General features: G+C 74.2%; 25 protein-coding genes. 12 read left to right on the top strand and 13 right to left on the bottom strand.

Going from position 1 to position 25,999, the window contains the following annotated elements; translation table 11 throughout:
* Positions 1-21: 21 nt before the first annotated feature.
* Together ACRAKJ_RS13630 and ACRAKJ_RS13625 are read left to right on the top strand one after the other, a co-directional pair.
* Positions 22-288, top strand: a complete 267-nt coding sequence (locus ACRAKJ_RS13630) for a hypothetical protein (protein ID WP_438922769.1) — start codon at positions 22-24, stop codon at positions 286-288.
* A gap of 106 nt (positions 289-394) precedes the next feature.
* Positions 395-694: a hypothetical protein gene (locus ACRAKJ_RS13625; protein ID WP_438922768.1), complete on the top strand. Its 300-nt coding sequence runs from the start codon at positions 395-397 to the stop codon at positions 692-694.
* Here the strand turns inward: ACRAKJ_RS13625 and ACRAKJ_RS13620 are convergent.
* The 3 genes from ACRAKJ_RS13620 to ACRAKJ_RS13610 form a co-directional block, all read right to left on the bottom strand.
* On the bottom strand, positions 669-1,511 hold the full coding sequence (locus ACRAKJ_RS13620; protein ID WP_438922767.1) for a methyltransferase domain-containing protein: 843 nt from the start codon (positions 1,509-1,511) through the stop codon (positions 669-671). The two genes, ACRAKJ_RS13625 and ACRAKJ_RS13620, sit on opposite strands and share 26 nt — an antisense overlap.
* Positions 1,495-1,890 carry an LOG family protein gene (locus ACRAKJ_RS13615; protein ID WP_438922766.1) on the bottom strand — a complete coding sequence of 132 codons (396 nt, stop codon included), beginning with the start codon at positions 1,888-1,890 and terminating at the stop codon, positions 1,495-1,497. The genes ACRAKJ_RS13620 and ACRAKJ_RS13615 overlap by 17 nt, the downstream gene beginning before the upstream one ends.
* A gap of 179 nt (positions 1,891-2,069) precedes the next feature.
* Positions 2,070-2,546 (bottom strand): hypothetical protein, encoded by a 477-nt coding sequence (locus ACRAKJ_RS13610; RefSeq protein ID WP_438922765.1) that lies wholly within the window; start codon positions 2,544-2,546, stop codon positions 2,070-2,072.
* 372 nt (positions 2,547-2,918) lie between these two features.
* Between ACRAKJ_RS13610 and ACRAKJ_RS13605 the strand changes: the two genes are divergently transcribed.
* Positions 2,919-3,515, top strand: a complete 597-nt coding sequence (locus ACRAKJ_RS13605; RefSeq protein WP_438922764.1) for a hypothetical protein — start codon at positions 2,919-2,921, stop codon at positions 3,513-3,515.
* 90 nt (positions 3,516-3,605) lie between these two features.
* On the opposite strand, the gene ACRAKJ_RS13600 is transcribed toward ACRAKJ_RS13605, so the two are convergent.
* Positions 3,606-4,976 carry a diacylglycerol kinase family protein gene (locus ACRAKJ_RS13600; RefSeq protein WP_438922763.1) on the bottom strand — a complete coding sequence of 457 codons (1,371 nt, stop codon included), beginning with the start codon at positions 4,974-4,976 and terminating at the stop codon, positions 3,606-3,608.
* A 142-nt stretch (positions 4,977-5,118) separates the two neighbouring features.
* Between ACRAKJ_RS13600 and ACRAKJ_RS13595 the strand changes: the two genes are divergently transcribed.
* The 3 genes from ACRAKJ_RS13595 (at position 5,119) to ACRAKJ_RS13585 (ending at position 8,561) form a co-directional block, all read left to right on the top strand.
* The gene (locus tag ACRAKJ_RS13595) at positions 5,119-6,564 is read left to right on the top strand and encodes a DUF2252 domain-containing protein (protein ID WP_438922762.1); all 1,446 of its coding nucleotides are present in this window, start codon (positions 5,119-5,121) and stop codon (positions 6,562-6,564) included.
* Positions 6,565-6,660: 96 nt separating this feature from the next.
* Complete coding sequence (locus tag ACRAKJ_RS13590; protein ID WP_438922761.1) at positions 6,661-7,125, top strand: DUF7144 family membrane protein; 465 nt, start codon at positions 6,661-6,663, stop codon at positions 7,123-7,125.
* Positions 7,126-7,235: 110 nt separating this feature from the next.
* Positions 7,236-8,561 carry a chloride channel protein gene (locus ACRAKJ_RS13585; protein WP_438922760.1) on the top strand — a complete coding sequence of 442 codons (1,326 nt, stop codon included), beginning with the start codon at positions 7,236-7,238 and terminating at the stop codon, positions 8,559-8,561.
* Between the two features lie 66 nt (positions 8,562-8,627).
* Here ACRAKJ_RS13585 and ACRAKJ_RS13580 read toward each other — a convergent pair whose 3' ends face one another.
* The 6 genes from ACRAKJ_RS13580 to ACRAKJ_RS13555 all read right to left on the bottom strand — a co-directional run bounded on the left by ACRAKJ_RS13580 (position 8,628) and on the right by ACRAKJ_RS13555 (position 14,888).
* Positions 8,628-11,246, bottom strand: a complete 2,619-nt coding sequence (locus ACRAKJ_RS13580) for an AAA family ATPase (protein ID WP_438922759.1) — start codon at positions 11,244-11,246, stop codon at positions 8,628-8,630.
* 310 nt (positions 11,247-11,556) lie between these two features.
* On the bottom strand, positions 11,557-12,246 hold the full coding sequence (locus ACRAKJ_RS13575) for a hypothetical protein (RefSeq protein WP_438922758.1): 690 nt from the start codon (positions 12,244-12,246) through the stop codon (positions 11,557-11,559).
* Entirely contained in the window at positions 12,237-12,458 is a 222-nt protein-coding gene (locus ACRAKJ_RS13570; protein WP_438922757.1) for a hypothetical protein, read from the bottom strand. The genes ACRAKJ_RS13575 and ACRAKJ_RS13570 overlap by 10 nt, the downstream gene beginning before the upstream one ends.
* 45 nt (positions 12,459-12,503) lie before the next feature.
* Entirely contained in the window at positions 12,504-12,995 is a 492-nt protein-coding gene (locus tag ACRAKJ_RS13565) for a DUF1269 domain-containing protein (RefSeq protein WP_438922756.1), read from the bottom strand.
* A 58-nt stretch (positions 12,996-13,053) separates the two neighbouring features.
* A complete protein-coding gene (locus tag ACRAKJ_RS13560) occupies positions 13,054-13,908 on the bottom strand; it encodes a metallopeptidase (protein WP_438922755.1) in 855 nt (284 codons plus the stop codon).
* On the bottom strand, positions 13,905-14,888 hold the full coding sequence (locus ACRAKJ_RS13555) for a hypothetical protein (RefSeq protein ID WP_438922754.1): 984 nt from the start codon (positions 14,886-14,888) through the stop codon (positions 13,905-13,907). Before ACRAKJ_RS13555 ends, ACRAKJ_RS13560 begins: the two co-directional genes overlap by 4 nt.
* Positions 14,889-15,325: 437 nt before the next feature.
* Between ACRAKJ_RS13555 and ACRAKJ_RS13550 the strand changes: the two genes are divergently transcribed.
* Complete coding sequence (locus ACRAKJ_RS13550) at positions 15,326-16,645, top strand: MFS transporter (RefSeq protein ID WP_438922775.1); 1,320 nt, start codon at positions 15,326-15,328, stop codon at positions 16,643-16,645.
* Here ACRAKJ_RS13550 and ACRAKJ_RS13545 read toward each other — a convergent pair.
* From ACRAKJ_RS13545 to ACRAKJ_RS13535, 3 genes are read right to left on the bottom strand one after another with little or no spacing between them, the layout of a single operon-like run.
* Entirely contained in the window at positions 16,582-17,025 is a 444-nt protein-coding gene (locus ACRAKJ_RS13545) for an ion channel (protein ID WP_438922753.1), read from the bottom strand. The two genes, ACRAKJ_RS13550 and ACRAKJ_RS13545, sit on opposite strands and share 64 nt — an antisense overlap.
* Positions 17,022-17,432, bottom strand: a complete 411-nt coding sequence (locus ACRAKJ_RS13540; protein WP_438922752.1) for a DUF1269 domain-containing protein — start codon at positions 17,430-17,432, stop codon at positions 17,022-17,024. The genes ACRAKJ_RS13545 and ACRAKJ_RS13540 overlap by 4 nt, the downstream gene beginning before the upstream one ends.
* Positions 17,429-19,276, bottom strand: a complete 1,848-nt coding sequence (locus tag ACRAKJ_RS13535) for a glycoside hydrolase family 15 protein (RefSeq protein WP_438922751.1) — start codon at positions 19,274-19,276, stop codon at positions 17,429-17,431. The genes ACRAKJ_RS13540 and ACRAKJ_RS13535 overlap by 4 nt, the downstream gene beginning before the upstream one ends.
* A 141-nt stretch (positions 19,277-19,417) precedes the next feature.
* On the opposite strand from ACRAKJ_RS13535, the gene ACRAKJ_RS13530 reads away from it, so the two are divergent.
* The 5 genes from ACRAKJ_RS13530 (at position 19,418) to ACRAKJ_RS13510 (ending at position 25,961) form a co-directional block, all read left to right on the top strand.
* Positions 19,418-20,503: an AI-2E family transporter gene (locus ACRAKJ_RS13530; protein ID WP_438922750.1), complete on the top strand. Its 1,086-nt coding sequence runs from the start codon at positions 19,418-19,420 to the stop codon at positions 20,501-20,503.
* Positions 20,504-20,555: 52 nt separating this feature from the next.
* Complete coding sequence (locus tag ACRAKJ_RS13525) at positions 20,556-20,993, top strand: DUF7144 family membrane protein (RefSeq protein WP_438922749.1); 438 nt, start codon at positions 20,556-20,558, stop codon at positions 20,991-20,993.
* The gene (locus ACRAKJ_RS13520; protein WP_438922748.1) at positions 20,990-23,608 is read left to right on the top strand and encodes an MGH1-like glycoside hydrolase domain-containing protein; all 2,619 of its coding nucleotides are present in this window, start codon (positions 20,990-20,992) and stop codon (positions 23,606-23,608) included. Before ACRAKJ_RS13525 ends, ACRAKJ_RS13520 begins: the two co-directional genes overlap by 4 nt.
* Positions 23,605-25,065: an alpha-amylase gene (locus ACRAKJ_RS13515; RefSeq protein WP_438922747.1), complete on the top strand. Its 1,461-nt coding sequence runs from the start codon at positions 23,605-23,607 to the stop codon at positions 25,063-25,065. Before ACRAKJ_RS13520 ends, ACRAKJ_RS13515 begins: the two co-directional genes overlap by 4 nt.
* 626 nt (positions 25,066-25,691) lie before the next feature.
* Positions 25,692-25,961, top strand: a complete 270-nt coding sequence (locus ACRAKJ_RS13510) for a phosphopantetheine-binding protein (RefSeq protein ID WP_438922746.1) — start codon at positions 25,692-25,694, stop codon at positions 25,959-25,961.
* Positions 25,962-25,999 lie beyond the last annotated feature (38 nt).

Raw genomic sequence — 25,999 nt, 5'->3', positions numbered from 1 at the left:
CACTTCCACCGGGAGAAGACAATGACCACTACCGCGTCCAAGGTGTTGTTGACCGGCCTGCTCCTCGCGGCCGCCGGTGTGCTGGCGCCGGGAGCCGCGACGGCCGCACCCGCGCCGAAGGACTTCGGCGACTGCATGGACATCGCCGTGGGCGAGCACGACGCCGACCCGTGGATCGCGCACGACGCCTGCACCGCCGCCGAACTGACCACCTGCTACCGCATCCTCCGCGACGCCTACGGCCGACAGCCCTGGGCGCTGGAAGCCTGCCAGGCCCGAACCGACTGACCGCCCGCGACGGTCAACGGGCAGCGATCCGGCCTCGCCCGTGCCGGGCGCGCCGCACCGACCGGTGATGCGCCCGGCACCGGCTACGTCCTCACCCTCGCTCGGCGTGCCCCTGGAGGCCACGGGCAGGCGCGATGACGCACTCGCCCACCTCGACCTCGCCCTGGACGTCCGCCGCGAGATCGAAGACCGCTGGGGTGAAGCGGAAACGCCGATCAAGCGCGGTGACGTCCTGGTCGGCGACGACCAGTCGGCGGCGCGCACCTCGTGGCCGGCCGCTCTTGCCGTCCTCGACGAGTTCGGCGGCCCGGGGGTGGACGACGTGCGCGGCCGCTTGAACTCGGTGCCCCCTCCGCGTTCGGCTCCGACCGGAGCGGAGGTCACGCCGGCGGCTTCGACGCCTTGAGCCCGTAGAGCAGCGGTATGCGGGGCTCGTCCTCGGGCAGCGCCCACCAGCCGCCGCTCGTGCGGACCATGTGGGGCCAGCGCGGCCACGGCAGCGTGTCGGTCTCGATCAGCGCGTCGATCCTCAGGCCGGCGCGCACGAGCGCGGTGACGACCTCCCCGATCGAGTGCATCCATTCGTAGGAGACCGTGTCCGAGCCCAACGCCGGGCCGTCGGTGTAGGTGTGCGTGGAATCGCTCATGGTGGCGCCACGCCCCTCCAGGTAGTCGTGGCGCAACAGCAGCTCGGGCCCCTCACCGGGGCCGGGTTCAGGACCGAGGGCGTTGAGCAGGGGGTGGAACTCGGCGATGTGGACGAAGCCACCGGGCTTGAGCAGCCCGACCAGCACCTCCGCCCAGCGCGCGAGGTCGGGCAGGTAGCACAGGGCCCCCTTGCCGGTGTACACGACGTCGAACCGCCCGGCACCCAGGTGGGCGACGGCGTCGTGGACGTCGGCGTGGACGTAGTCGATCCCGACCCCTTCCTCCGCCGCGATCCGCCGGGCCTCCTCGACCGAAGCCGCGGAGAAGTCGAGCCCCGTGACCCGCGCACCTCGTCGTGCCGGCGCGAGGGTCTCGATCCCGATGTGGCACTGGAGGTGGACCAGCTCCCGTCCGGCGAGGTCACCGAACGCGTCCCACTCGAACGGCGCGAACCAGCCCTGTGGGTCCCGCCGGCCGATCGCGTAGAACTCGCTCGCCGCGTGGACCGGTGTCCGCGCGTCCCAGTTCGCCCGGTTGGCGCGCACCATCCGGTCGACCTCAGCCCCGAAAGTCATGCCCGACACCTACCAGGACAACACGGCCGGCGGGTGGTGCAACGCAACTCGTCACCCGCACGGGGCACTCTCGCGTGGTGCGAACCCGAGTTGCCGAACCTCGTCGCGGTGACCCGGCGGCGCGACGAAGTGTTCGGGGGGACATGCGCCCCGCCACGTTGTGCACACCGACCGGCTTGGTGTGCACCTTGAGCTGTGCCCACGTCCACGCCTCGAACAGCTCGTCCAACGTGCCCGCCCCACCGGGCAACGCCAACACCGCGTCCGACAACCCCGTCATCATCGCCTTGCGTTCGTGCAGCCCCGCGACCACGTGCAGCTCGGTCAGCCCCTCGTGGGCGACCTCCCACCCGACCAACGCCTCCGAACCTGGGCGCACGCTCCCCGATCGAGTGATGGCGACACACCCGGTCAACCCGATTGGGTGACCAGGTGCGCCTCACCCTCGATACCGACCTCGACATCGACGACGCACTCGCCACCCTCTTTCCTCTCCGCCCAGGAAGAAGCCGAGACAGTGGCCGCGGAACTGAGCGGTACCCACGTACCGCCAGTTCATCAGCGGAACATCGGGCGTTCTCCTCGGGCGGCGAAGCCCGATGCCGCTACCTCGAGCAACGCCCAGCCGAGGAACACCAGGAAGACGACCGCGCAGGCCAGCCCGATGGGGTTGGTCCAGGCTCCCCACTCATCGCGGTTCCACGGCAACCCCAGCAACTCGAACAGCGGGATGGTCGGCGCCGGCAGATCGCCCGCTCCCACGAGCAGTGCGCCGGCGAGCACCATCGAACCGGACGCGGCCGCCAGCGGCACCCACACGTTCGCACCGAGCCGATGGCGCCGCCGCACCCCCAACGCCACGAGGCTGGGCAACAGCATGGCCACCGGCCCGATGATCGACAGGGCAAAGGCGACCGTCTCCCACCCGCCCCAGCTCAGTCGCAGGTAGACCGACAGCACCAGCGCCGCGACGTGCATCACCAGATTCCACCCGGGGGCCACACCGTCAGCGTGCGTCACCTCGCGATGGATCACATCGGTAGAACTACGTGTCCCCTCCGGGTCTGTTTTCGAGCTACTGGGGTCTATCTCGTGATCGGCTCTGGCGCACTTCCAGTGGTGACAGAGAGCAGCCGGTCGTTCGTGATCTTGTGATGGATGTCGATTTCCCTGCGGGGGGCGGCATTTCCGGACTGTCGGTTGGTCGTTGGATGGGCGGCGGAGGGCGGTGGTCGCGGTTCGCATCCGGGTTGCCGACGGCAGGGTGGTGAAGGCTTCCGCCCGTTCGGGCAGGTGGCGCACCGCTTCACCCGAGACGTCCTGTAGATCGACACCTGCCGACCAGTGCTGTTCGCACGAGCAAATAGCTCCGTGTCGTTTCGGCTGGTCCGGGCGTAGCTTCGGGCGGTGGCGAACGAATTGACCATCCCGCTCCTGCCCTGTCCCTCCATCGACGAGATCGCGTCGTTCTACGAGATGCTCGGCTTCGAGATCACCTATCGGCAGACGCGGCCGAACCCGCACGTCGCGGTACGACGGGAAGACATCAACCTGCACTTCTTCGGGATGGACGACTACGACCCGGCGCAGTCGTACAGCACGTGCCTGGTCATCGTGGAGGACACCAGCGAGCTGTTCGAGGCCTTCGCGGCGGGGATGCGGTCCGTGCACGGGAAGCTGCTCATCTCCGGCATCCCGCGCATGACCCGGCCGCGGCTGCGCAACGACCGGTACACCGGGTTCACCGTCGTCGACCCGGGCGGCAACTGGATCCGGGTCCACAAGGCCGCCAAGGAACCCGAGGCGCGGACCAAGCTCGCCAAGGCCATGGAGAACGCCGCGAGGCAGGCGGACGCGCACGGCGACGAACGCCAGGGGCTGAAGATCCTGGAAGGGGCGTTGAAGCGGGCGACCGGTGACGAACCGGAGTTCCAGGCGGTGCGGGAGTACCGCGACGAGCTCGTTGAACGGGTCAAGGGGTCCGAGACGCGTCCGGGCGCTTGAGCGCGGCCCTGACCGCGAACACCTGGAGATCGTCCGCGCCCTCGCACCTCCGCCGACACCGGCCTCGGAGCACCCCTTGATGCAGGGGAATCATGCGTTCTTGTGGACGGGAGCGCCGGCGAGTACGCGGAGCAGGGCTTTGATCACGTTCCCCGCCCGGACGGGCGCGGGTGCGCCGGGTGCGTCCACCGGGGTGCGGACGCGCAGCGCGCCGGGGAGCGTGCGGAACAGGAGGGGTGGGGGTAGGCGGAGTGCTTCGCCGTCCACCCCGACGTCGAGCAGTGGCCGGCCGGAGTGGATCTCGAACTGCGGCACCGTCCACTCGCGGTAGCCGTGGAACCTGCCGATCCGACCGGCGACCTCGGCGGCGATCAGGGTCGGCAGGTCCGACGCGCGGTCCACCGCGACGGTGACCACGCCGAGGACGCCGGCGTCCAGTCCCGTCCGGGTGCCGAAGCCGGTCAGGCTCTCGAAGCGGTACGCGCCGTTGGAGACGAGCACGACATCCGCTCGGTCCGCGACCGGGCCGTCGGGTCCGGTGAACCGGAGGTCGGGGCGTTCGGCTCCGGGGCCGAGCAGGTCGGGGAGCCGCTGCGCGGTGGTCGCCAGCTTGGCGTCGCGGTAGTCCTCGGACTGCACGACCGTCGCGTACGCACCGAGCGAGACGTTGTTCACGAACACGCGGTCGCCGAGCTGCGCCAAGTCGACCCGCCGCTCGACCGCGTCGCCGAACGCGCCCAGCGCGGCCGTGACGTCGTCGCGGTCGAGCCCGAGGTCGAGCGCGAAGTGGTTGCGCGTACCGGCCGGCACGCACGCGAACGCGACGTCGTGCCGGCGTGCCACGTCGGCGACCAGCGCCTGGGAGCCGTCGCCGCCCGCCATGCCGAGCACGTCGGCGCCGGCGGCCACCGCCTGTTCGGCGAGTGCGCGGAGGTCGTCGCCGGGGCGGAGCACGACCGGGGTGACGCCGATGTCCCGCGCCGCGTCCTCGATGCCGAACCGCGCTGCTCTTCCGCCGCCGGAGCGCGGGTTCACCAGCAGGACGCCGTGCCGGGCGGGGCGAACGGTGCGGCTGCGGGCCACCGGGGCCGGGTCGCGCCCGACTGCCACCCGTGCCGCGACGCTCGACGCGAGGACGAGTCCGAGCACGGCCGCGATCACCAGGAACGACCTGGTGCCGGGCAGCAGGGTAATCCCGGCCAGTGCCGCCAGGGCCGTCGCCGTCGCGAGCACCCGCGCGGGGCCGCGGCGCACCAGTGCCGACCACGCCGCGGTGACCGCCGCGAAGAGCAGGACCAGCGAGACCGGCAACGCGACCGGGTGGCGCACGAGTGCCGTCGCGACGACCGCGACGGCCCCGGCGAGGGCCGACAGCGCAGCCGCGGCCGCGGCTCTGCGGCCGGTCGAGGGTGGTGGCGGCCGTTCGGTGTCCTCGACGTCCATCGCGCGCTGCCTGTCCATGCCGACCACGGTTCCGGGTGGTCGCGGCGGTCGTCGTCACCCGGCTCGGATGACCTCGGGAGCCTCACCCGGGGCGGGGGATGCGGCACGGCTGTCCCCCGGGCGAGTCTCGGACGTCCACACCGAGCGTGGAGGCACGTCGATGAGCGAAGTCGGGGACGGTGGCGGTGGCGGTGGCGGTGGCGGTGGCGGGAAGGTGCCGCTGACCCGTCACGACCGCGCGCGCAGGGGAAGAGCCCTGCGGGGCAGGGTGCCCCGGGGCCGGCACGCCGAGTTCGATGCCGGTGCCGGTCGGGCCGACCCGTTGGAGTTGTTGCGGAGGCAGGACGGGGACCGCGTGGCGGAGCTGGTGCCGATCCGCTACGGGCGGATGGCCGCCTCGCCGTTCGCGTACTTCCGCGGCGCCGCGCTCCCGATGGCGAGCGACCTGGCGCGGACGGTGGACAGCGGCGTGACCGTGCAGTGCTGCGGGGACGCCCACCTGTCGAACTTCGGCCTGTTCGCCTCGCCGGAGCGACGACTCGTCTTCGACGTCAACGACTTCGACGAGACACTGCCCGGACCGTGGGAGTGGGACGTGAAGCGGCTCGCCACCAGCGTGGAGGTCGCGGGCCGGGGCAGCGGCTACGCACCCGGGACGCGTCGGAGGATCGTGGTCGCGACGGTGGCCGCCTACCGGCGCGCGATGCGCGAGTTCGCCGGTCGGACGTCGCTGCAGGTCTGGTACGCGCACCTGGACGTGGCCGAGATCCGGGGGCGGCTCGGCCCGAAGCGCCACCGGGCCGAGCGCGGGAACATCGGTCGCGCGATCGCCAAGGCGCGCTCCAGGGACCACCTCGGCACGCTCGACCGGTTCGCTGGCCTCGTGGACGGCGAGCCTCGGATCGTCCCGGAACCGCCGCTGGTCGTGCCCGCCGGCGACCTGCTGGGGGCCGGCGCGGACGTCGCCGGGGTCGAGGCGCGGGTGCGGGAGGTCCTCGGCGCCTACCGCGGCAGCCTGGCACCGGAGCGGCAGGTGTTGTTCGACCAGTACAGGTTCGTGGACCTCGCCCGCAAGGTCGTCGGCGTGGGCAGCGTGGGCACCCGCTCGTGGATGCTCCTCCTGCTCGGCGCCGACGCGCGCGACCCGCTGTTCCTCCAGGCCAAGGAAGCCGGGCCGTCGGTGCTGGAGGGGTTCACCCGGCCCAGCGAGTTCGACAACGCCGGCCAGCGGGTCGTCGTGGGGCAACGGCTCATCCAGTCGGTCAGCGACATCTTCCTCGGCTGGGTCCGGGTCGAGTCGGGCCTGGACCACCGCGTGCGGGACTTCCACGTGCGGCAGCTGTGGGACTGGAAGGGCTCGGCGGCGATCGAGACCCAGTCACCGGCGAGCCGGGAGGCCTACGGCGAGCTGTGCGGCTGGACGCTCGCGCGGGCGCACGCCCGCTCCGGTGACCGGATCGCGATCGCGGCCTACCTCGGCTCCGGGGACGTCTTCGACCACGCGGTCGCCGAGTTCGCCGACGCCTGCGCCGACCAGAACGAACGCGATCACGCCGCGCTGGTCGAGGCGATCGGGCGCGGTCGGGTCCGCGCGACGTCCGGGTAGCCGACGAGCGCATCTCATCACCCGCGGGCGAGGAGCGGACGGACGAGAGGGGCGATCGTGGGTGTCGCCCCACCCCCTCGTCGACAGGAGTTCGCCATGGACAGCACGGCAGCAGGTACCGGTACGCCGACCGGCGACCGCGGGACGGCGACCGGTCACCCCGGTGGTGCGGTCGGGACCGGAGCCGCGTGGGCGGGGTGGATCGCGTTCGCCGCCGTGATGACGGTCCTGGTGGGGGTGTTCAACACCATCTTCGGCCTGGTCGCGCTGTTCGCCGTCGAGCAGTACGCGGTGGGTCCGCACGGTCTGCTGGTGTTCAGCCTGACCACGTGGGGGTGGGTCCACCTCGTCGTCGGAGTGGCGTCCGTGGTCGCCGGCGTGTCGCTGACGGGCGGGGCGGTGTGGGCCCGGGGCGTCGTCGTCCTGCTCGTGTCGGTCAACGCCGTCGCGCAGGTGGTCTTCATGCCGGCGCACCCGTTGTGGTCGCTCGTCGCCGTCACCCTCGACGTCGTCGTCATCTGGGCGCTGGTCGTGCACGGGAACGCGGCGGCGAAGGCCTGACGGTCCGGGACCGGCCGAGTCCACCCCCTGCCGAGTCCACCCCGGCCTAGTCCACCCCCGGCCGAGTCCACCCCTGTCGCCCGACCGTCGCGAACCCCGTGGAGGCCACCGTGTCCGAGCCGGACGGGAGCGGCGGGGGGCTGCTCGGTCGGGGTTACCCGACGCTGATGCTCGTCGCGGCGCTGGTCGGGGTTCCGCTGTCCCTGCTCGTCTTCGGTTTCCTGGCGGCGGTGCACTGGCTGGAGCACGTCGTCTGGGAGACGCTCCCGGCGAGCCTGGGTTTCGAGGAACTCCCGGCGTGGTGGCCGATCGTCACCATCGGGTCGGCGGGAGTGCTCGTCGCGCTCGCGGTGAAGCACCTCCCCGGCGGGGGAGGCCACGTGCCGGCCAGGGGCTTCGACGCGAGCCCGACCACGCCCGGTCACGTTCCCGGCACCGTCCTCGCGGCGACCGCGGGGTGGGTGCTCGGCGCCGTGGTGGGGCCCGAGGCGGCGTTGTTCGCGATGGGCGGCGGTCTGGCGCTGCTCGCGGCGAGGGCGGCGAAGGTGCCCGGCGACGCGCGGACGACCGCCGTGGTCGCCGCCTCGGGATCGGCGGCCGCGGTCTCCGCCGCCTACGGCAACCCGCTCGTCGCCGTCGTCATGTACATCGAGGTCGTCGGCCTCGACCGGCGCCGGACGACGCTGCTCGTCCTCCCGTGCCTCGTGTCGAGCGGGGTGGGCGCGTTGGTGTTCACCGGGCTCGGCGGGTGGACCGGCCTGGAGGTCGCCGCGTTGGCCATCCCCCGCCTCGGACCCGCCCGGCTCGACGTCGCCGACGTGGTGTGGACCTTCCCCGTCGCGGCGGTCGTGGCGGCGGCGACGTGGAGCGCCTTCGCCGTCGGACGGAGGACGGCCCGCCTGGCGGCCCGCCGAACCGCGGTGGTCACGGTCGCGGCCGGCCTGCTCGCCGGGGCCGCCGCTGCCGCCTACGCCGTGATCACCGGCCGTTCGCCGGCGGAGGTCGCGCTGTCCGGGCAGGGCCTGCTCCCCGTGCTCGCCACCGAGCCCGGCCGGTGGTCGACGGGGGCGCTCGCGACGCTGCTGGTCTGCAAGTGCCTCGCCTACGCCGTGTGCCTGGGGGCGTTCCGCGGCGGCCCGGTGTTCCCCGCCGTCCTCATCGGCGCGGCCTTCGGCGTGCTGGCGAGCACCGTGCTGGCGAGCACCGCGGTGCCGGGCCTCGGGACGGTTCCCGGGCTGGCCGTCGGCATGGCGGCCGGCGCGGCGGTGACCCGCCTGCCCCTCACGAGCGTCGTGCTCGTCGTGCTCCTGCTGGGCGACGCCGCGGCCGGTCAGGTGCCGGTCGTGATCCTCGCGGCGGTGACCGCGGTGGTCGTCGGCGAACTGCTCTCGACCCTCCTCGGCCGTCGCACGGGGGAAGGACCCCGACGCGGGTAGACCGCACGGGTCGGCGGCGCTCGCCCGCCCCGGCGGACGGTGGCGGGTCGCGCGCGTCGCGGACGTTCAGATGAGACCTCGTTGGCGGGCCACGACCACGGCGTCGCGGCGCTGGCTCACCCCCAGCTTGCGGTATATGCCGCGCAGGTGGGTCTTGACGGTGTTGATGGACACGAACATCGAATCGGCGATCTCCTCGGCCGTGCGCATCGACGGCAGTTCCACCAGCAGCGCCCGTTCGCGGGTGGTCAGGCCCTCGGGTTGGCCGGTGGACGCGGTCGGGACGGTGGTCATCACCGCGGTGGCGAAGCGGTCCAGCCTGCCGAAGCGGCCGGCGCCGCGGGCCAGGAGGTCGCGGACCGGTTTGCCCGCGTTGTAGAACGGGCGCAGCGCGTGCAGGGGCTCGGCCGCGGCCAGGGCCTTGCGCAGGGCGTCGTGGGCGTGCTGGGTGTTGCCCTCGCGGGCCAGGACGGTCGACTCCAGGACCCAGGCGTCGACGAGGGTGCCGGGCGTGACCGCGTCGCAGTGCCCGCGCAGCAGCGGTTCCAGCAGTTTGCGGACCTGGGTCGTGCGCCCGCGGTGGGCCAGGAGCACGGCCTGGAGCAGGGTGTGCTCGGCGGAGGGGCCGAGCAGCGACTCGACGTACCCGGTCAGGTCCACCGCCCACTGCTCCTCCCCCACGCTCAGCGCCATCCGCTGCGCGGTGGGCGCGACCTCGGCGAGCACGTGCGGGGCGACGTGGTCGTCGGCGAAACCGCGCCACTGCTTCCACAGCGCGGAGACGACCGCGTGCGGGTCGTCCGCCCGGTCGAACGCGGTGATCGCGTGCACCGCGGCCACGGCCAGCTCCACCGTGCGGTCCGCCGTGTCCGGCAGGGCGCTCACGGCCCGGGCGGCCATGTCGCGGGCGGTGGCGTCGTCGAGGCACCTGTGGGCGTGGGCGGCGAGCACCGCGTAGACGACCGCGCACGCCGGGCGGTCCTGCCAGCCGTGCGCGGCGGCGACGTCGAACGCCAGGTCGGCGTGGTGCGCCATCGCCACCGCGTCGCCCCGGGCCGCCGCCAGGGTCGCCAGGGTCGCCAGGCACTCCAGGGCGGCGTGGTCGAACCCGCCGCGCTCGGCGGCGTCCAGGGTGTGCCGCAGGTCCTGTTCGGCCTCGTCGAGCCGGCCCGACCACAGGTGCGCGATGCCGCGTTCGCGGCGGGCCAGCACGTCCACCGCGGCGTCGCCGGTGCGGCCCGCCTGGGTCGAGGACAGGGTGTGCAGCGGTCCGGCCAGGTCGCCGTGGAAACGTGCCCGGTGCAGCCGTGCGGCGGCGTGCAGCGCCCGGTTGCGGTCCGACGTCAGCGCGCCGTCGCCGACGTGCCCGAGCAGCCAGTCCGCGGCGGCGAGGTCGCCCGCGTCGAGCGCGGCCACCGCGCCCACCAGCGCCACCAGGGGGCGCTCGGAGAGCGGCTCCGCCGCCGCGGTGAGCAGTTCGTGCAGTCGGGGACCGTTGCCGCACAGCACTTCCGCCAGCCCGTGCCGGCCGACGAGGTCCGCGGTCAGGTCGGGTCGCTCCCCGTGCACGGCGTGCTCCACCGCGACCAGCGGACGGCCGTGGTCGCGGTGCCACGTCGCCGCCGCCAGGTGCAGGCGGGGGCGGTCGCGCGGCCGGGTGCGGTCCAGCTCGGCGGAGAGGTGGTCGCGCAGCAGCGGGTGGAAGCGGAACCAGCCCTCGCCGGAGTCGGCGGCGGAGACGAGTGCGTGGGTGCGGCGCAGGTCCTGGAGCAGCCGGTTGGCGTCCGGTTCCTCGGCCACGGCCGCGGCGAGGTCCGCCGACACCTGCTCGCACACGCTGGTCGCCACGAGCAGCCGCCGCGCCCGCTCGCCGTGGGGGGTCAGCACCTCCTCGGTGAGGTAGTCGGCGACGGCGGGCAGCGCGCCGCTGAAGGCCGCCGGGTCCCCCGTCATCGCCGCCAGCCGGAGTCCCGCCGTCCAGCCCTCGGTGCGGCGCAGGGCGTGGTCGAGGTCGCGGGCGTCGAGTCTCAGGCCGTGGTGGGCGAACAGCTCGCCGGCCTCCTCCCGGGTGAACGCGAGGTCCCGCTCCCCGACCACCCGCAGCCTGCCCTCCAGGCGCAACCGGGACAGCCGCAGCGGCGGTGCGTAGCGTCCCGCCAGCACCAACCGCAGCGGTCCGGGTGTGTGCCGCACGAGCAGTTCCAGGCCCCGCAACGCGGTCCGGTCCTCCAGCAGCTGCACGTCGTCCACGACCAGGTGCACCGGTGAGGGCAGGTGCTCCAGCGCGGCGATGAGCAGGGCGGGGAAGTCCGGTTCGGCCGGCGGCGGCAGGTCGGGCAGCTCCCCCGGGCCGATCGCGTCCACCAGCGCCTCCCGCACCGCCGACCACAGGTAGGGGGAGGTGTTGTCGTGCGCGTCGAGGGTCACCCACGCCACGCGCGCGGTCCCGTGCCGTCGCGCCCACATGGCCAGCGCGGTGGTCTTGCCCGCGCCGGCCGGGCCGGTCACCACGGTGACCGGCGGCGCGGCGGTCGTCGTGGCGGTGTGCTGGTCGAGCAGGGCGGCGAGCCGGTGCCGGTGCACCATCGGCGCCTCGGCGAGGGGGACGCGCAGCTTCGGCGGTGCCACCGGGTGCCCGGTGTCCCGCTCGCGGCCGGCGTCCGCTGGGTCTTGCCGCTCCGACATTCTGTTTGCCTTCCTCGTCTACCGGCGGTCGCTCCGGTGTGCCCGGTCGTGGGGCCGCCCGGGAGCGGAGCGCCGGTGGATCGGGCGGCGGCGGTGCGGACGATCATCGGCGGTGCGGTCACGGGTGCTCCTCACCCCCGGTGGGTGACGTGAGTGGTTCTGGCACAGGTGGCCGTCCGGAATGGCGAACGGGCCCACGTGTCGCGCGCGATCGCCCGCACGGCGGCGTCCGAACGGGTCCCCCGCCGGCGGGGAGCACCGCGCGGCGGCGGGGAACGGGGATTTCCACCGCGAACCGCTGTGACCCGATTCACACGATCATGGCGGGCCGGTCGACCGGTGTGCCCCGGGCGGTCAGCGACGTGACGGCCAGGCGCAGGTCGGCGGCCGACCCGCGGGTCCGGTGCAGCAGCAGGGCCAGGTCCTCGGGGGACGGCGCCACGTGGTGCGCCCGCAGCAACTGCGCCGCCTCGTCCGCGGTGAACGCGAGGTCGGCCGCCCCGATCTCGCGCGACCTGCCGCGGGCGCGCAGCCACGGGCGCAGCGGCGGCGGCGTGCGCCCGACGAGGACCAGCCGCAGCGACGGGTGGCGCGCCAGCGTCGGCAGCAGCCGCGCCGCCGGTCGGCCGGCCAGCACGTCGGTGTTGTCCAGGGCCAGGCACAGCGGGGACACCGGTGCGGCGCTCCGCCGGGGGCGCGGCACCAACCGCGTCAACGGCGACCCGTCGACGGCGACCAGCACGTCGTGGACGGCCTCGCTCAGCGCCGCGGGCTCGCCGTGCCGCTCCGCGAGCGGGACCACGACGACCAGCGGGGCGGTCCGGTCGCCGCGGGCCGCGCGGTCGGTGCACCGCGCGGCCCAGCTCGACACCAGGGTGGTCTTGCCCGCCCCGGTCGGTGCGTGCACGAGCGCCACCGGGGCGGGACCGTCACCGTGGTCCACCACCCGGTCCAGGTCGGCGAACAGCCGTTCCCGCGCGAGCACACCGGTCAGGGACATGACCGGCCCGTCGCCGGGGTGGGCTGGTCCGCCAACGCGGCGGCCAGGCGCACCGCGGTGCGCGGCACGGCGGCGAACAGCACCACCGCCACCGCCACGACGCTCCCCGCGCCGCACGGCAGCCGGCCTTCGCGCCGCTGGACGACCAGCGGCACCAGCGCCACGAGGACGCACAACAGGGCGAGGCGGCGGCCTTTGTGCCCACGTGCCACGCGACACCTCCTGGGGAAGCCGGCGCGGTCGCGCCGGGACGGGCGTCAGTCGTCGGTGAAGACCTCGCGCAGCGCCTGTTCCTGCTCGGGCGAGAGGTTGGTGAACAGCAGCTCGGGCTGGTCGGAGTCGGCGAACGCGTCCTTCACCTTGTCCAGCACGGCGTCGGTGGTGAGCACGAACAGCGCCGACGTGCCCGGGGTGACCCGCTCGCGGATCTCGTGGACGAGGTCGTCGTCGATGCCGATGTCGGCCAGCCCGCCGCCCGCCGCGCCCGCGGCGGCGCCGATCGCCGCCCCGGCCAGGGGTGCCAGGAACAGCAGGCCGACGAGCATGCCCCAGAACGCGCCCGACAGCGCGCCCCGCCCGACGAGGTTGTGCAGCTGGCGCAGCTTGGGCTTCTTCCGGTTCTCCGGCCACGACACGACCGCCGCGTCGTGCACGGTGATCAGCCGGCCCTTGGCCAGTGACTCCAGGGTCCGCGAGGCCCGGTCGGCCCCGTCCGCGGAGTGGAACTTCCAGATGGTCAAAGTAGCCATGTCGCCTTCCGTTCTCTTGGGGTGCCGCCAGTTCAGCGGTGGCGGGTGGTCCGGCGCCTCACCCGGTGGAGGCGATTGGCGCGCCGGGCGCGGGCACGTCGGGCACGGACACATCGGGCGTGCGCGCGTCGGGCGCGGACGGGGAGAGCGCCGGGGCGAGCGCCAGTGCCGAGCCGGTCCGGGTGAGCACCTCGGCGACGGCGCGCAGCCGGGTGGTGATCCGGTCTCGGTGCCCGGTCAGGACGGCGACCCGCTGCCGCGCCTCGCGCACGACGTGCTCGGTCTCGGCGCGGGCCGCGGCCTCGTGCCGCGCCAGCGCCCGCAGCGCTTCGGCCCGCCGGACCGACATGGCCAGCTCGAAGTCCTCCGCGACCCGGTGGCGGGCGCGGGCCGCGCGGTCGTCGAGTTCCCGTCGCCGGCGTTCGGCCTCCCGGGTCAGCGCGGCGACCTCGGCGCGCGCCCGGTCCAGCAGCGTGCGGTGCTCGGTCTCGGCGTGCCGGCGGTGTGCCTCCAGCTGCTCGATCAGCGCCTCGTGCCGCCGGCGGCGGGACGCCTCGGCGCGGCGCTCGACCAGCCAGGCCCGTTCGGCCACCGCACGGGCGCGCGCGGCGATCTCGGCCGCCTCGTCCTGCGCCAGCCGCACGAGGTGCCACGCGCGTTCCTCCGCGCCGTCGAGGTCCAGCGGCGACCGGCAGACCCGGTCCAGCCGCGCGCGCAGCAGGCGGTTCTCGTGGCGCTGGGCCTCCAGCCGGGCGGTGAGCAGGTCCGCGCAGCGCAGCGCGGCGTCCCGGTCTGCGGTCAGCAGCCGGACGTCCGCCTCCGCCTCGTCCACGTACCGGTGCACCTGGTCACGGCGGTACCCGCGCCAGGACACGTCGAACCCGGTGCCCAGCGGCACCAGCTCGTCGTTCACGACCGCACCAGCGCGAGCGGGTAGCCGCACAGGGCGGCGATGCCGCCGGCGGGCGTGCCGGGCGCGCCGGGCCGCAGCACCCGCACCGGCACGTCGCCCAGGAGGGCGGCGCGCACGGCCACGTCGACCGCCGGTCCCGATCGCCGGGCCCACGGCGCGGAGCGCCTCCCGTCCAGCACGTGCCGCGCCGCGGTGCCGAACCAGGCGGTGGCCGGGTCCGCGGTCGTGCCCGCCACCAGCAGTTCCCGCACCCGGCCGCGCGCCAGGGCGTCGAGGGTCGCCTCGACCCCGGCCGCGGTGTGCCCGGGGATCGCGGACCGCTCGTCGAAGTCGGCCAGGCTCTGCGCCGCCCACAGCCGCGCCGTGGACCGCGCCACCTCCGCGAGCCGGGCGGGGCTCGTCTCCCGGACCCGGCGCACGGTGGCGGCCGGGGCGAGCTCCGCCCGCAGCGACTCGGCCAGCCGCTCCTCGCCGCGGACGACGACCAACCGGGCGGGGAAGCCGGCGAGGGTCGCCCGGCACGCGTCGAGCACGGCCCCGGGCCGGCACCACACGGACTCCCGCGCGCCGGTGCCCAGCCCGCCGGGCCTGGTGGTGACCTCGACACCGGCGCGCCGCGCGTCGACCACGACGCAGGGCGGCCGTTCCTGCGCCCACGCCAGGAGGGGCAGCACGTGGGCGGGCGCGCCGAACCGGACCGAGTCCGGGCCGCGCAGACCGGGGGTGGCGTACGACGCCGGCACGTGGCCGCCGTCGGCGAACACCACCGCGGGCGTCTCCGGCTCGTCGGAGGCGGCCACCAGGAAGTCCAGGGCGGTCGCCTCGTCCGCGCCGTCGGCCAGCAGCGCGTCGACCAGCGTCGCCGAGCGGTCGGACCAGCTCGTCCCGTTCGGACCACCGATGTGGACCGAGGCTATCGGGTGCAGCGGCCGGACCACGTCGATCACGCTGCGTGGGCCGAGCAGGACGGGTGTGCGCACGGGTTTCTCCTCGCTCCGCAAGGGATACGGGCCCGGTGGCGCCGGACCGCCGCGCGATGCCGCGGGCCGCGCCCCGACCGCTCCGCCCGCTACCGCGCGTCGACCGGCCGGCGCCACCGGCACGGGACGGGGACCGGGACCGAAGCCCCCCGACGATCCCCGTCCCGCGACACCAGCGTCACGGTGGGGTGCGCGCCGCGGCGACACCCGCCGCGGGTGATCGCCGGCGCGGCCCCACCCGCGGCGGGTGAGCCGGCGGGAACCGCCCCGGTGCGACCGTCGGTACCGGCCGGGCGCTCACCGCGGCCGGTGACGGACCAGTGGTGGACGGACGTGTGCCACCGCATCACCCGGAGGGGATGAACGTGCGACGGAAAAGGGGAATGGTGGCGCCGTTGGCGCTCGCGCAGTTCATCGCGAGCTTCGCCGCGACCACCATGACGGTGTCCATCAGCGCCATCGCGGAGGATTTTCACACTTCTGCGGCCGATGTCCAAGCGATGATCACGTTGTTCACGCTCACGATGGCGGCGCTGATGGTGCCCGGCAGCAAGCTGACCGACGTGTGGGGGCGCAAGAGGTGCTTCGTCGCGGGGTTGGCGGTGTACGGGGCGGGCGCGCTGCTGGCCGCCCTCGCGCCCGGACCGCTGCTGCTGCTGGTGGGCTACTCCGTGCTGGAGGGCGTGGGGTCGGCGCTGATGATCCCGCCCATCTACATCATGGTGACGGTGGCCTTCACCGAGGTGGCCGACCGGGCGCGGTCCTTCGCCGTCGTCAGCGCGGCGGGAGGGGTCGGCGCGGCCGCCGGGCCGCTGCTGGGCGGGTTGCTCACCAGCGCGTTCGGCTGGCGGGCGGCGTTCCTGCTCCAGGTCGCGGTGGTGGTGGCGATCCTGGTGGCCGCACGCCGGCTGCCCGACCCCGGCCCACCGCCCCGGTCGGGCCGGTTCGACGTGCCGGGCGCGGTGCTGTCCGCGGCGGCGATGTCCCTGGTGGTGCTGGGCGTGTTGCGCTCGGCCTGGGCGGTGGTGGGGCTCGGCGTCCTGGTGCTGGTGTGGTTCGGGTGGCACATCGGCCGCCGCGAGGACCCGCTGTGCCCGCCCGCGCTGTTCCGAGACCGCGGCACGGTCCTCGGGCTGGCCACGCAACTGGTGCAGTGGCTGGTGCTGCAGGGCGCGTTCATCGTCCTGTCGGTCTACGCCCAGCAGGTGCGCGGCCTGGACGCGGTGGGCAGCGGTCTGGTGCTCGCGCCCGCCACCGCCGGGGTGCTCGCCGCCGCGGCCGTCGCGGGACGGCTGGCGCGCAGGCACCCCCAGCGGTGGATCGTCCGCGCCGGGTTCGCGGTGACGGTGGTGGGCGTGGCGCTGCTGGTGTGGCCGGTGCGCCACGGCTCCGGGTTCCCCGCGTTCCTGCCCGGCCTGCTGCTGCTCGGCGCCGGCGTCGGCACGATGCTCACCGCGTCGGTGACGCTGGTGCAGTCGGCGTGGCCGGCGCCGGTCCAGGGCGCGGTGTCGGGGGTGTCGCGATCCGTGTCGAACCTCGGCTCCTCGCTGGGCACGGCGCTGGCCGGGTCGGCCGTCGCGTCGACCGCCGCCGGTGGCGGGCCGTTCGCCGCGGCCCTGGCCGTGCTCGGCGGGTTCGCGGTGCTCGGGCTCGGCGTCGCGGTCCTGCTGCCCCGCCGGCCCGGCCCACCGCGTCAGCCCGGACCGGCCCGCCCGTCCGGCCCACCCCGTCCGCCCGCGCCGTCGCCCTCGACCTGACGGCGGCGGGTCCGCACCGCGTGCACCACCAGCCGGGCCACGCCGCCGACGAGCAGCACGTCCCCGCACATCTGCGCCGTGACCACCACCCTCGCGGTGGTGGTCACGGGCGCGATGTCGCCGAACCCCACCGTGGCGAACACCGTGACCGCGAAGTAGACCGCGTCGACGCGGTCGAGCGGTTCGGTGAACGCCGCCCGGTCGGCGGCGGAGAGCAGGTGGTAGCAGCCGGCGAACACCAGCACGAACAGCCCGGCCACCAGCACCAGCGCCTGGACGCCCCGCCGCACCGGGTGGTCGGACCGGCCGATCCCGCGCACCTGCCAGGCGATCACCAGCGCGACGACCGCGACGCCCGCCGCCACCACCAGCCCGGTCACGGGTACCGGGCCCCCGCCCCGGCCGGCGCGGCCGGCGCGGCCGGCGCGTCCTCGCCGTCGCTGAGCACCGCCAGCACCGAGCAGCCCCGGGTGACGTGCCGCCGGCACCCCAGCACCGTGTCGTCGTCCAGTCCCGGGCGGGTCAGGCACGCGACGAGCAGCCCGACCGCCGCGCCCACCACGGCGCCCAGGACGGGCGCCGACAGCGGCAACCCGACGACGAGCCCCCAGAACGCGCCGCCGAGCACCGCGTCACCGACGACCCGCCCGGGTCGCCGCACCTCCGGTCGGGCGAGGTCCTCGGGCCACGACACGACCGCCGCGTCCCACAACGGCACCCGGCGGTCGTGCAGCAGGTGCAACGCGTCCTCCGCCCCGTCCGGCGAGGCGAACCACCACAGTGTCACCAGTGCCACGTCGACCCGCCCCCCGCGGCCAGCGCCCGGTCCAGGGTCACGGCGGCCTGCACCAGCGCCAGGTGCGTGAACGCCTGGGGGAAGTTGCCCAGCTGCGCCCCGTCCGGACCGAGCTCCTCCGCGTACAGGCCCACCTCGTTGGCGTGCGTCAACGCCTTCTCGAACACCAGCCGGGCCTTGCCCACGCGCCCCGCCCGGGCCAGTTCGGCCACGTGGTCGAAGGTGCACAGGGAGAACGTGCCCTCGTCCCCGTCCAGCCCGTCGGGCGAGGCGACCGGGTCGTAGCGCAGGACCTGGTCGTCCACCACCAGGTCGCGCTCCACCGCGTCGAGGGTGTCCAGCCACGCCGGGTCGCGCGGCGAGACGAACCCGACCCTGCCCAGGCGCAGCACGGAGGCGTCGAGCACGTCGGAGTCGTAGCGCTGCACGAACGCCCGCCGGCCCGGGTCCCAGCCCCTGCTCCACACCTGCTCGTGGATCGCGTCCCGCGCCGCGCGCCACCGCTCCGCGGGCGCGGGCAGGCCCTGCGCGTCCGCGATGCGCAGCCCCCGGTCGAAGGCCACCCAGCTCATCACGCGCCCGTAGGTGAAGTCGTGGCGCCCGCCGCGGGTCTCCCAGATGCCCTCGTCGGGCTGGTCCCAGTTGCGCTCCAGCCAGTCCAGGACGCCGGACAGCGCCAGCCAGCCGCGCCGGCCCACGCGCAGACCGTGCCCGTGCGCGCGGTGCAGGGCGTCGAACAGCTCGCCGTGGATGTCGAGCTGGAGCTGGCCGCCCGCGGCGTTGCCGACGCGCACCGGACCCGAACCGCGGTAGCCCGTCCAGTGGTCGAGGACCCGTTCGGGCACGTGCGGCGAGCCGTCCACCCGGTAGAGCACCTTCAACGGGCCGTCGCCCTCCTCGTACCGGTCGGCCAGCCACCGCGCGAACGCCCGCGCCTCGTCGGTGAAACCGAGGTCCAGCAGCGCCGACACCGCGAAGGAGGCGTCGCGGACCCACGTGTAGCGGTAGTCCCAGTTGCGCCCGCCGCCGATGCGCTCGGGCAGCGCGGCCGTGGGCGCGGCGACGATCGCGCCGGTCGGCGCGTAGGTCAGCAGCTTCAGCGTGATCGCCGACCGGTCCACGGCCTCGCGCCACCGGCCGCGGTAGGTCGAGCGGGACAGCCAGGTCTGCCAGAACCGGACCGCATCCGCCAACTCCCGCTCCACCTCCGCGACCCGCACCGCCCGGGGCGGCCCGCCGAGGTTGGTCTCCAGCACGATCCCGCGCACCTGCCCCTCGGACAACCGGAGCACCCCGCGCAGGTCCTGCTCGACGAGCCGCACGTCGGCCCGGGGCTCCCCCGGCTCCCGCACGACGTGCACGACCAGGGAGGTGTCGCGGGTCTCGAAGACGGCGCCGTCGTCGGTGAGGGTCGTCCGGTGCGCAGCGGTGCCGTAGTCGAACCGGGGCGCGACCTCCACCTCGAAGTCGACCTCGCCGCGCACGCAGCGGGCCACGCGCACCAGCCGCCGCCTGGTGGTGGCCGCGGTGCCGGCGGGCGGCATGAAGTCGACCACCTCCCCCACCCCGGTGCCGGTGGTGAAGCGGGTGATCAGCACCGCGGTGTCGGGGAAGTACAGCTGCCGGCCGAGCCGCCGGTCGCCGACCGGGCCGATGCGGCAGTGGCCGCCCCGCTCGCGGTCGAGCAGGGACGCGAACACGCTCGACGAGTCGAAGCGGGGGACGCACCACCAGTCCACGGTGCCGTCCGCGGCGACCAGCGCCGCCGTCTGGAGATCACCGATCAGTCCGTGCGCCGCGATCGGCGGGTGGTCGTGCTGCTCTGGGATCGACATGGGCACGACGCTGGTCGCCGCGCGCCGCCCCGGCACCGCACGTGCCGGGTGAGGTCGCGCGGCCCTTCGTCCGCCGGGGGTGAAGAACCGCCGGGCCGCCGGCTGTCACGGTGTCGGCCGACCGCGCGAAACGGAGGAGATATGGCCGGAAGTGGTGCGACAACAGGGGAACGGGCGGGGACGGGACCGCTGCCCCGAGGGCTCGTGGTGCTGCTCGGGTGCGCGTCGGCGGTGGTCGTGGTGGCCGGTCTGCGCGCCGCCGCGTGGCTGGTCACCCCCGCGCTGCTGGCGCTGGTGGTGGTGATCGCGGTGAGCCCGCTGCGGCGTGCGCTGCGCCGGCGCGGGGTGCCGCGGTGGGCGGAGACGACCGCGGTGGTGGCCACCGTGTACGGCGTGGTGGTCCTGTTCGCGGTGACCGTCGTGGCGTCCGGCGCGAAGCTGGGCGCGCTGCTGCCCGGCTACGTCGACCGGGGCCGGGAGCTGCTCGCGCGGGGTTCGGACCTGCTGGACCGGGCGGCGGGCGAGCCCGGGCAGCTGCGCTCGCTCGTCGAGTCGGTGGACACGACGCGGGTCCTGTCCTCGTTGGCCGCACTGCTGGGGGACCTCGCGGGGCTCGCCACCAACCTGGTGTTCCTGCTGGCGCTGCTGCTGTTCCTCAGCGTGGACGGGATGGACGCCCGGCTCGCCGAGCTGTCCGCCGACCGGCCGGGACTGGGCGCCTCGCTGCGCTCCTCCGCCCACCGCACCCGCCGCTACCTCGTCGTCACGACGGTGTTCGGCCTCGTGATCGCGGTGGTCGACACCGCGGCGCTGTGGGCGCTGGGCGTGCCGCTGGCGGTGCTGTGGGGCCTGCTGTCCTTCGTCACCAACTACATCCCCAACATCGGGTTCCTGCTCGGCCTAGCCCCACCGGCGGTGCTCGCGCTGCTGGAGCACGGCCCCCGGCGGGCGCTGCTGGTCTGCGCCGTCTACGCGCTGGTGAACTTCGTCGGGCAGTCGCTGGTGCAGCCCCGGTTCGCGGGCGGCGCGGTCGGGCTGTCCACCACCGCCGCGTTCGTGGCCCTGGTGTTCTGGGGCTGGGTGCTGGGTCCGCTCGGGATGCTGCTGGCCGTGCCGGCGACGCTGCTCGTCGGCGCCGTGCTGGTGGACGTGGACCCGCGCGCCGCCTGGGTCGCCGCGCTCGTCCGCGCCCGTTCGTCCGCGCCGGGTGAAGAAACGGCACCGTGAGGTCCCCAGAGTGGTCGGTGGAAGCGTGACCGCAACGACGAGAGGAACCGAGATGGCGCAGGAGACGAACCGCACCGCCCACACGTGGGTGGACGAGAGGCCCAGGACCAGCGCGTGGGTCGGCTGGATCGGGTTCGCGGCCATCATGATGGTCGTCATCGGGCTGTTCACCGTGATCGAGGGCGTGGTCGCCCTGTTCGACGACGAGTACTACGTGGTGGGGTCGGGCGAGGTCCTGCTGCTCGACCTCACCGGCTGGGGCTGGGTGCACCTGGTCGTCGGTGTGCTGATCGCCCTGGCCGGGACCGCGCTGCTGACCGGCGCGGCCTGGGCGCGGGTCGTCACCGTGGTGTTCGCGTCCGTCAACTCCCTGCTGCAACTGGGTTTCGTGTCCGTGCAGCCGGTGTGGTCGACCATCGTGATCGCGCTGTGCGTGGTCGTGGTGTGGGCGGTCGTCGTGCACGGCGACGAAGTGGGTGGTCGGCGGTGACCGGCGCGGAGCGGCGCCGGCTCGACGAGGCCGACGCGGGGGTCCCCTGGCGCCGCTGGGGCCCGTACCTGGCGGACCGGCAGTGGGGCACCGTGCGCGAGGCGCGGTTCGGTGACGACGTCTGGTCGTCGTTCACCCACGACCAGGCCACCAGCCGCGCCTACCGGTGGGGCGAGGACGGGTTGGCGGGCATCAGCGACGACCGGCAGCGGCTGTGCCTGGCGCTCGCGCTGTGGAACGGCGAGGACCCGATCCTCAAGGAGCGGCTGTTCGGCCTGACCAACGCCGAGGGCAACCACGGCGAGGACGTCAAGGAGTGCTACTTCCACCTGGACGCCACCCCCACCGGGTCCTACCTCAAGATGCTCTACAAGTACCCGCAACGGGAGTTCCCCTACGGCGACCTGGTGTCGGTCAACGCCTCGCGCGGCCGCGAGGACCCCGAGTACGAGCTGCTCGACACCGGGATCTTCGACGACGGCCGGTACTTCGACGTCGTCGTGGAGTACGCCAAGGCCGGTCCGGAGGACGTGCTGATGAAGGTCACCGCGCACAACCGGGGACCCGACCCGGCGCGCCTGCACGTGCTGCCCACCCTGTGGTTCCGGCACACCTGGTCGTGGGCGGGCGGGCAGGAGGAACCGGAGCTCGCCGCGGCCGGCGGCTCGGTGCGCGCGGAGGGCGCGGGCCTGGGCGTGCGGCGGCTGTCGGTGGACCCGCCGGCGTCCTTCCTGGTCACCGGGAACGAAACCGACGACGAGAAGGTGTTCGGCTCGCCCAACGACACGCCGTTCGTCAAGGACGGCATCCACCGCGCAGTCGTGCGGGGTGACATGTCCGCGGTCGACCCGCACGACGTCGGCACCAAGGCGGCGGCGGTGTGCGTGTTCGACATCCCGGCGGGCGGCAGCGCCGACGTGCGCGTCCGGCTCGCCGACCGCACCGCCGCCGACCCGTTCGCCGACTTCGACGCCGTGTTCGCCGCCCGCCGCGCCGAGGCCGACGAGTTCTACGCCGACGTGCTGGCGGGCGACCTCTCCGCCGACGAGCGCGCGGTGGCGCGGCAGGCGCTGGCCGGGATGCTGTGGTCCCAGCAGTACTACGCCTTCGACGTGGAGCGCTGGCTCACCGAGCGCGGCGCCGACCCGTTGGGACCACCGGCCTCACCCCACCACAACTGGCGGCACGTGGTCGCCGAGGACGTCATCTCCATGCCGGACGGCTGGGAGTACCCGTGGTTCGCCGCGTGGGACCTGGCCTTCCACGCGGTGGCGCTGGCCGTGGTGGACCCGGCGCTGGCCAAGCGCCAGCTGAACCTGCTGCTGGAGCGGCGGTTGCAGCACCCCAACGGGCAGGTCCCGGCCTACGAGTGGAACTTCGGCGACGCGAACCCGCCCCTGCACGCCTGGGCGGTGCTGTTCGTCCACGAGCACGAGAAGGCGGTGCGCGGCGAGGGCGACCGGGCGTTCCTCGCACGGGCGTTCCCCAAGCTGCTGCGCGACTTCCACTGGTGGCTCAACCGCAAGGACGCCGACGGGCGCAACGTCTTCCAGGGCGGTTTCCTGGGACTGGACAACATCGGCGTGTTCGACCGCAACGCACCACTGCCCACCGGCGGCCACATCGACCAGGCCGACGGCACCGCGTGGATGGCCCTGGCCTGCCAGAGCCTCATCCGGATCGCGCTGGAGCTGGCGGTCGACGACCCGTCCTACGCCGAGCAGGCGCAGGTGCTGCTGGAGAACTTCGCGTGGATCGCGGCGGCCAGCCGGCACGTCGGGTCGGACGGCGTCGGGCTGTGGGACGAGGAGGACGGTTTCTTCTACGACGTGCTGCGCCGCCCCGACGGCTCCTCCACCCCGATGAAGGTGCGCTCCGCCGTCGGCCTGGTGCCGCTGGCCGCGGCGACCGTCGTGGACGGCTCCGTGCGCGAGCGCTTCCCCGGTCTCGTGCGGGACGCGGAGGAGTTCCTGGACCGGCACCCGGCGGTGGCCGCGGCGATGTGGCGGCACGGCGAGCAGGTGCACGGCACCGGCCCCGTCCTGTTCGCCCTGTTCGACGAGGAGCGCCTGCGGCGAATCCTGACCCGGGTGCTGGACGAGGACGAGTTCCTCAGCCCGCACGGCATCCGCTCGCTGTCGAAGTGGCACCGCGACCACCCCTACGCGTTCACCGTCGACGGTCGGGAGCACCGGGTGTCCTACCTGCCCGCCGAGTCCGACAGCGGCATGTTCGGCGGCAACTCCAACTGGCGGGGACCGGTGTGGTTCCCGGTCAACGTGATGCTGGTGCGCGGGCTGCTGAACCTGCACCGGCACTTCGGCGACACCTTCCGCGTCGAGTGCCCGACCGGGTCCGACCGGTGGCTGACCCTGCACGAGGTGGCCGAGGAGATCTCCGACCGGCTCGTGCGGCTGTTCCTGCCCGGCGACGGCGGCAGGCCCGTCCACGGCGGCCACCGGCTGCGCGAGGACCCGCACTGGCGGGACCTGGTGCAGTTCCACGAGTACTTCGACGGCGACACCGGCGCCGGCCTGGGCGCGAGTCACCAGACCGGGTGGACCGGCACCGTCGCGTTGCTGCCGCTGCTGTTCCGCGGGACGGTGGCCCGATGACGCCGCCGACGCAGCTCGTGGTGCACGAGGTCAACACCGCCGTGTGGCTCACCGACCTCACCCGTGAGCTGGGGCGGCCGGTGACCCTGGGTGACGTGCCCGACGGGGCGTGGGACGCCGTGGCGCGGCCGGGCGTCGACGCGGTGTGGCTGATGGGCGTGTGGGAGCGCAGCGCCGCCGGGTTGGCGCTGGTGGACGCCGACACCCGCCGCTCGTTCCGGGAGGCGCTGCCGGACCTGCGGGTCGACGACGTGATCGGTTCGCCGTACTGCGTGCGCCGCTACGAGGTGGACGAGCGGTTCGGCGGGCGGTCCGGGCTCGCGCAGGCCCGCCGCCGACTGGCCCGCCGGGGCGTGCTGCTCGTGCTGGATTACGTCCCCAACCACGTCGCACCGGACCACCCGTGGACCACCGGCCGGCCGGAGCTGTTCGTGCGCGGCGACGACCACGACCTCGCCGACTCGCCGGACGCGTGGCTGGCGCTGGGCGGTCAGGTCGTGGCCAGGGGCCGGGACCCGTACTTCCCGCCGTGGCCGGACGTGGTGCAACTGGACGCCTTCTCCCCCGCGCTGCGCGACGCCACGGCGCGGACGCTGTCCGACATCGCCGAGCAGTGCGACGCGATCCGCTGCGACATGGCGATGCTGCCCACCAACGACGTCTTCACCCGCACGTGGGCGGGCCGCACCGGACCACCCCCGGCGCTCGACTTCTGGCCGGAGGTGCTCGCCGGGTTCCGCACCCGGCACCCGGACACGCTGATGATCGCCGAGGCGTACTGGGACATGGAGTGGGCGCTGCACCAGCAGGGCTTCGACCTCTGCTACGACAAGCGCCTCTACGACCGCGTCATGGACCTCGACGCGGCGGGCGTGCGGGACCACCTGCGCGCCGACCTCGCGTACCAGGCCCGCCTGCTGCGCTTCCTGGAGAACCACGACGAGCCGAGGGTGGCGTCGCGCCTGCCCCGCGAGGCCGTCCCCGCGGCGGCCGTGGCCCTGGCCACCCTGCCCGGCGCGACCCTGTGGCACGAGGGCCAGTTCGAGGGCAGGCGGACCCGTTCACCGGTGTTCCTCGACCGCGCCCCCGACGAGCCCCCGGACACGACCCTGGCCACGTGGCACCACCGCCTGCTGGCCGTCGCACCCGAGGTGCGGACCGGGACGTGGCGGCTGCTGGACGTGGCCGGCTGGCCCGACAACCGGACGTGCGAGAACCTGCTGGCCTGGTCCTGGACCGGGTCGGACGCGCGGCACCTGGTCGTGGTCAACCTCTCCCCCGTGCCGTCCCAGGGCCGTGTCGCCCTGCCGTGGGCGGACCTCCCGACCGGCCCCACCGGCTTCCGGGACCCGCTGCGCGACGACACCTTCCACCGCGACGGGGAGGAGGTGTCGACCCGGGGCCTGTACGTCGCGCTGCCACCCTGGCAGTACCACCTGCTGGCCGTCACCGGCTGATCCCGCGCGAGGTGTCGTCGCCGCCGTGAACGCCTCACGGCAGCGACGTGCCTCGCTCCGGTGGCCGCGCCGGGAACCCGCGTCCCCCGACGAGCCCGCAACGCCACGAACTCCCGAGCCCCCGAGAACCACCCGCCGGTGTGACGGTCGGCCCACGAACATTCCCGCATCGGGATTCCCGACCCGTGCAAGATCAAATTACGGCCATCCGAGTGAACCCCACGTCCGGTTATTTACCGACTCTCGATATCGCCGGTAACGTTCCCACTACTGCCCGAGACGGGGGACCGGCGGCACGTCGACCGGAAGTAGGGGCCTCATCGATTTCTCGCATCCAGCTCGGCTGTCGAGTTGCCGACATTTTTCACCACCTGTCCGCAATGCCGTGCCTCGCAGAACGTGAAACACATCCCCGCTTGACCGATTCACGAAGCGGCGAGATGTCCGAAATGACCATAAATCCCTGACGCGAGCGGGTCTCGCGAGTTTTCCCGCGCCACCACGACGGTCGTCGGTGCTCGTCGACGCTCGTCGCACGCATTCCATGGTAGGCAGTTCCGCAGATCGTGGGGCGACTGCGGACAGTAGGGCCGCCTGGAGTGAAACCACCAATGGGGGGCTTTTCCATGTCGACAGAAGAGTTGTTCGAGGACGCCGCGAACGGGCTCCCGACGCAGGGATCGGCAGCGGAAATCACCGCGGCCTGGAAGGAAGTCCTCGGTCCCGACGCCGAGGTGGACACGGGGTTCATCGCCAACGGCGGGGACTCGCTCAAGGCCGTGCTGCTCGCCGACCGGATTTTCCGGTTGACCGGCCAGGAGGTCGACTACCTGGAAGTCCTGGACGCCCCGGACGCCGCCACCCTCGCACGGGCCGTTCCCGATGGCCGCGGTTAACGGCCCGGCGAACCAGGACGGCCGCACGGGGTCCCGCG

This window comes from Saccharothrix sp. DSM 118769 (assembly GCF_052936295.1).
The sequence above is the reverse complement of the archived record's forward strand: the minus strand, read 5'-3'. Positions and strand labels throughout refer to the sequence as shown.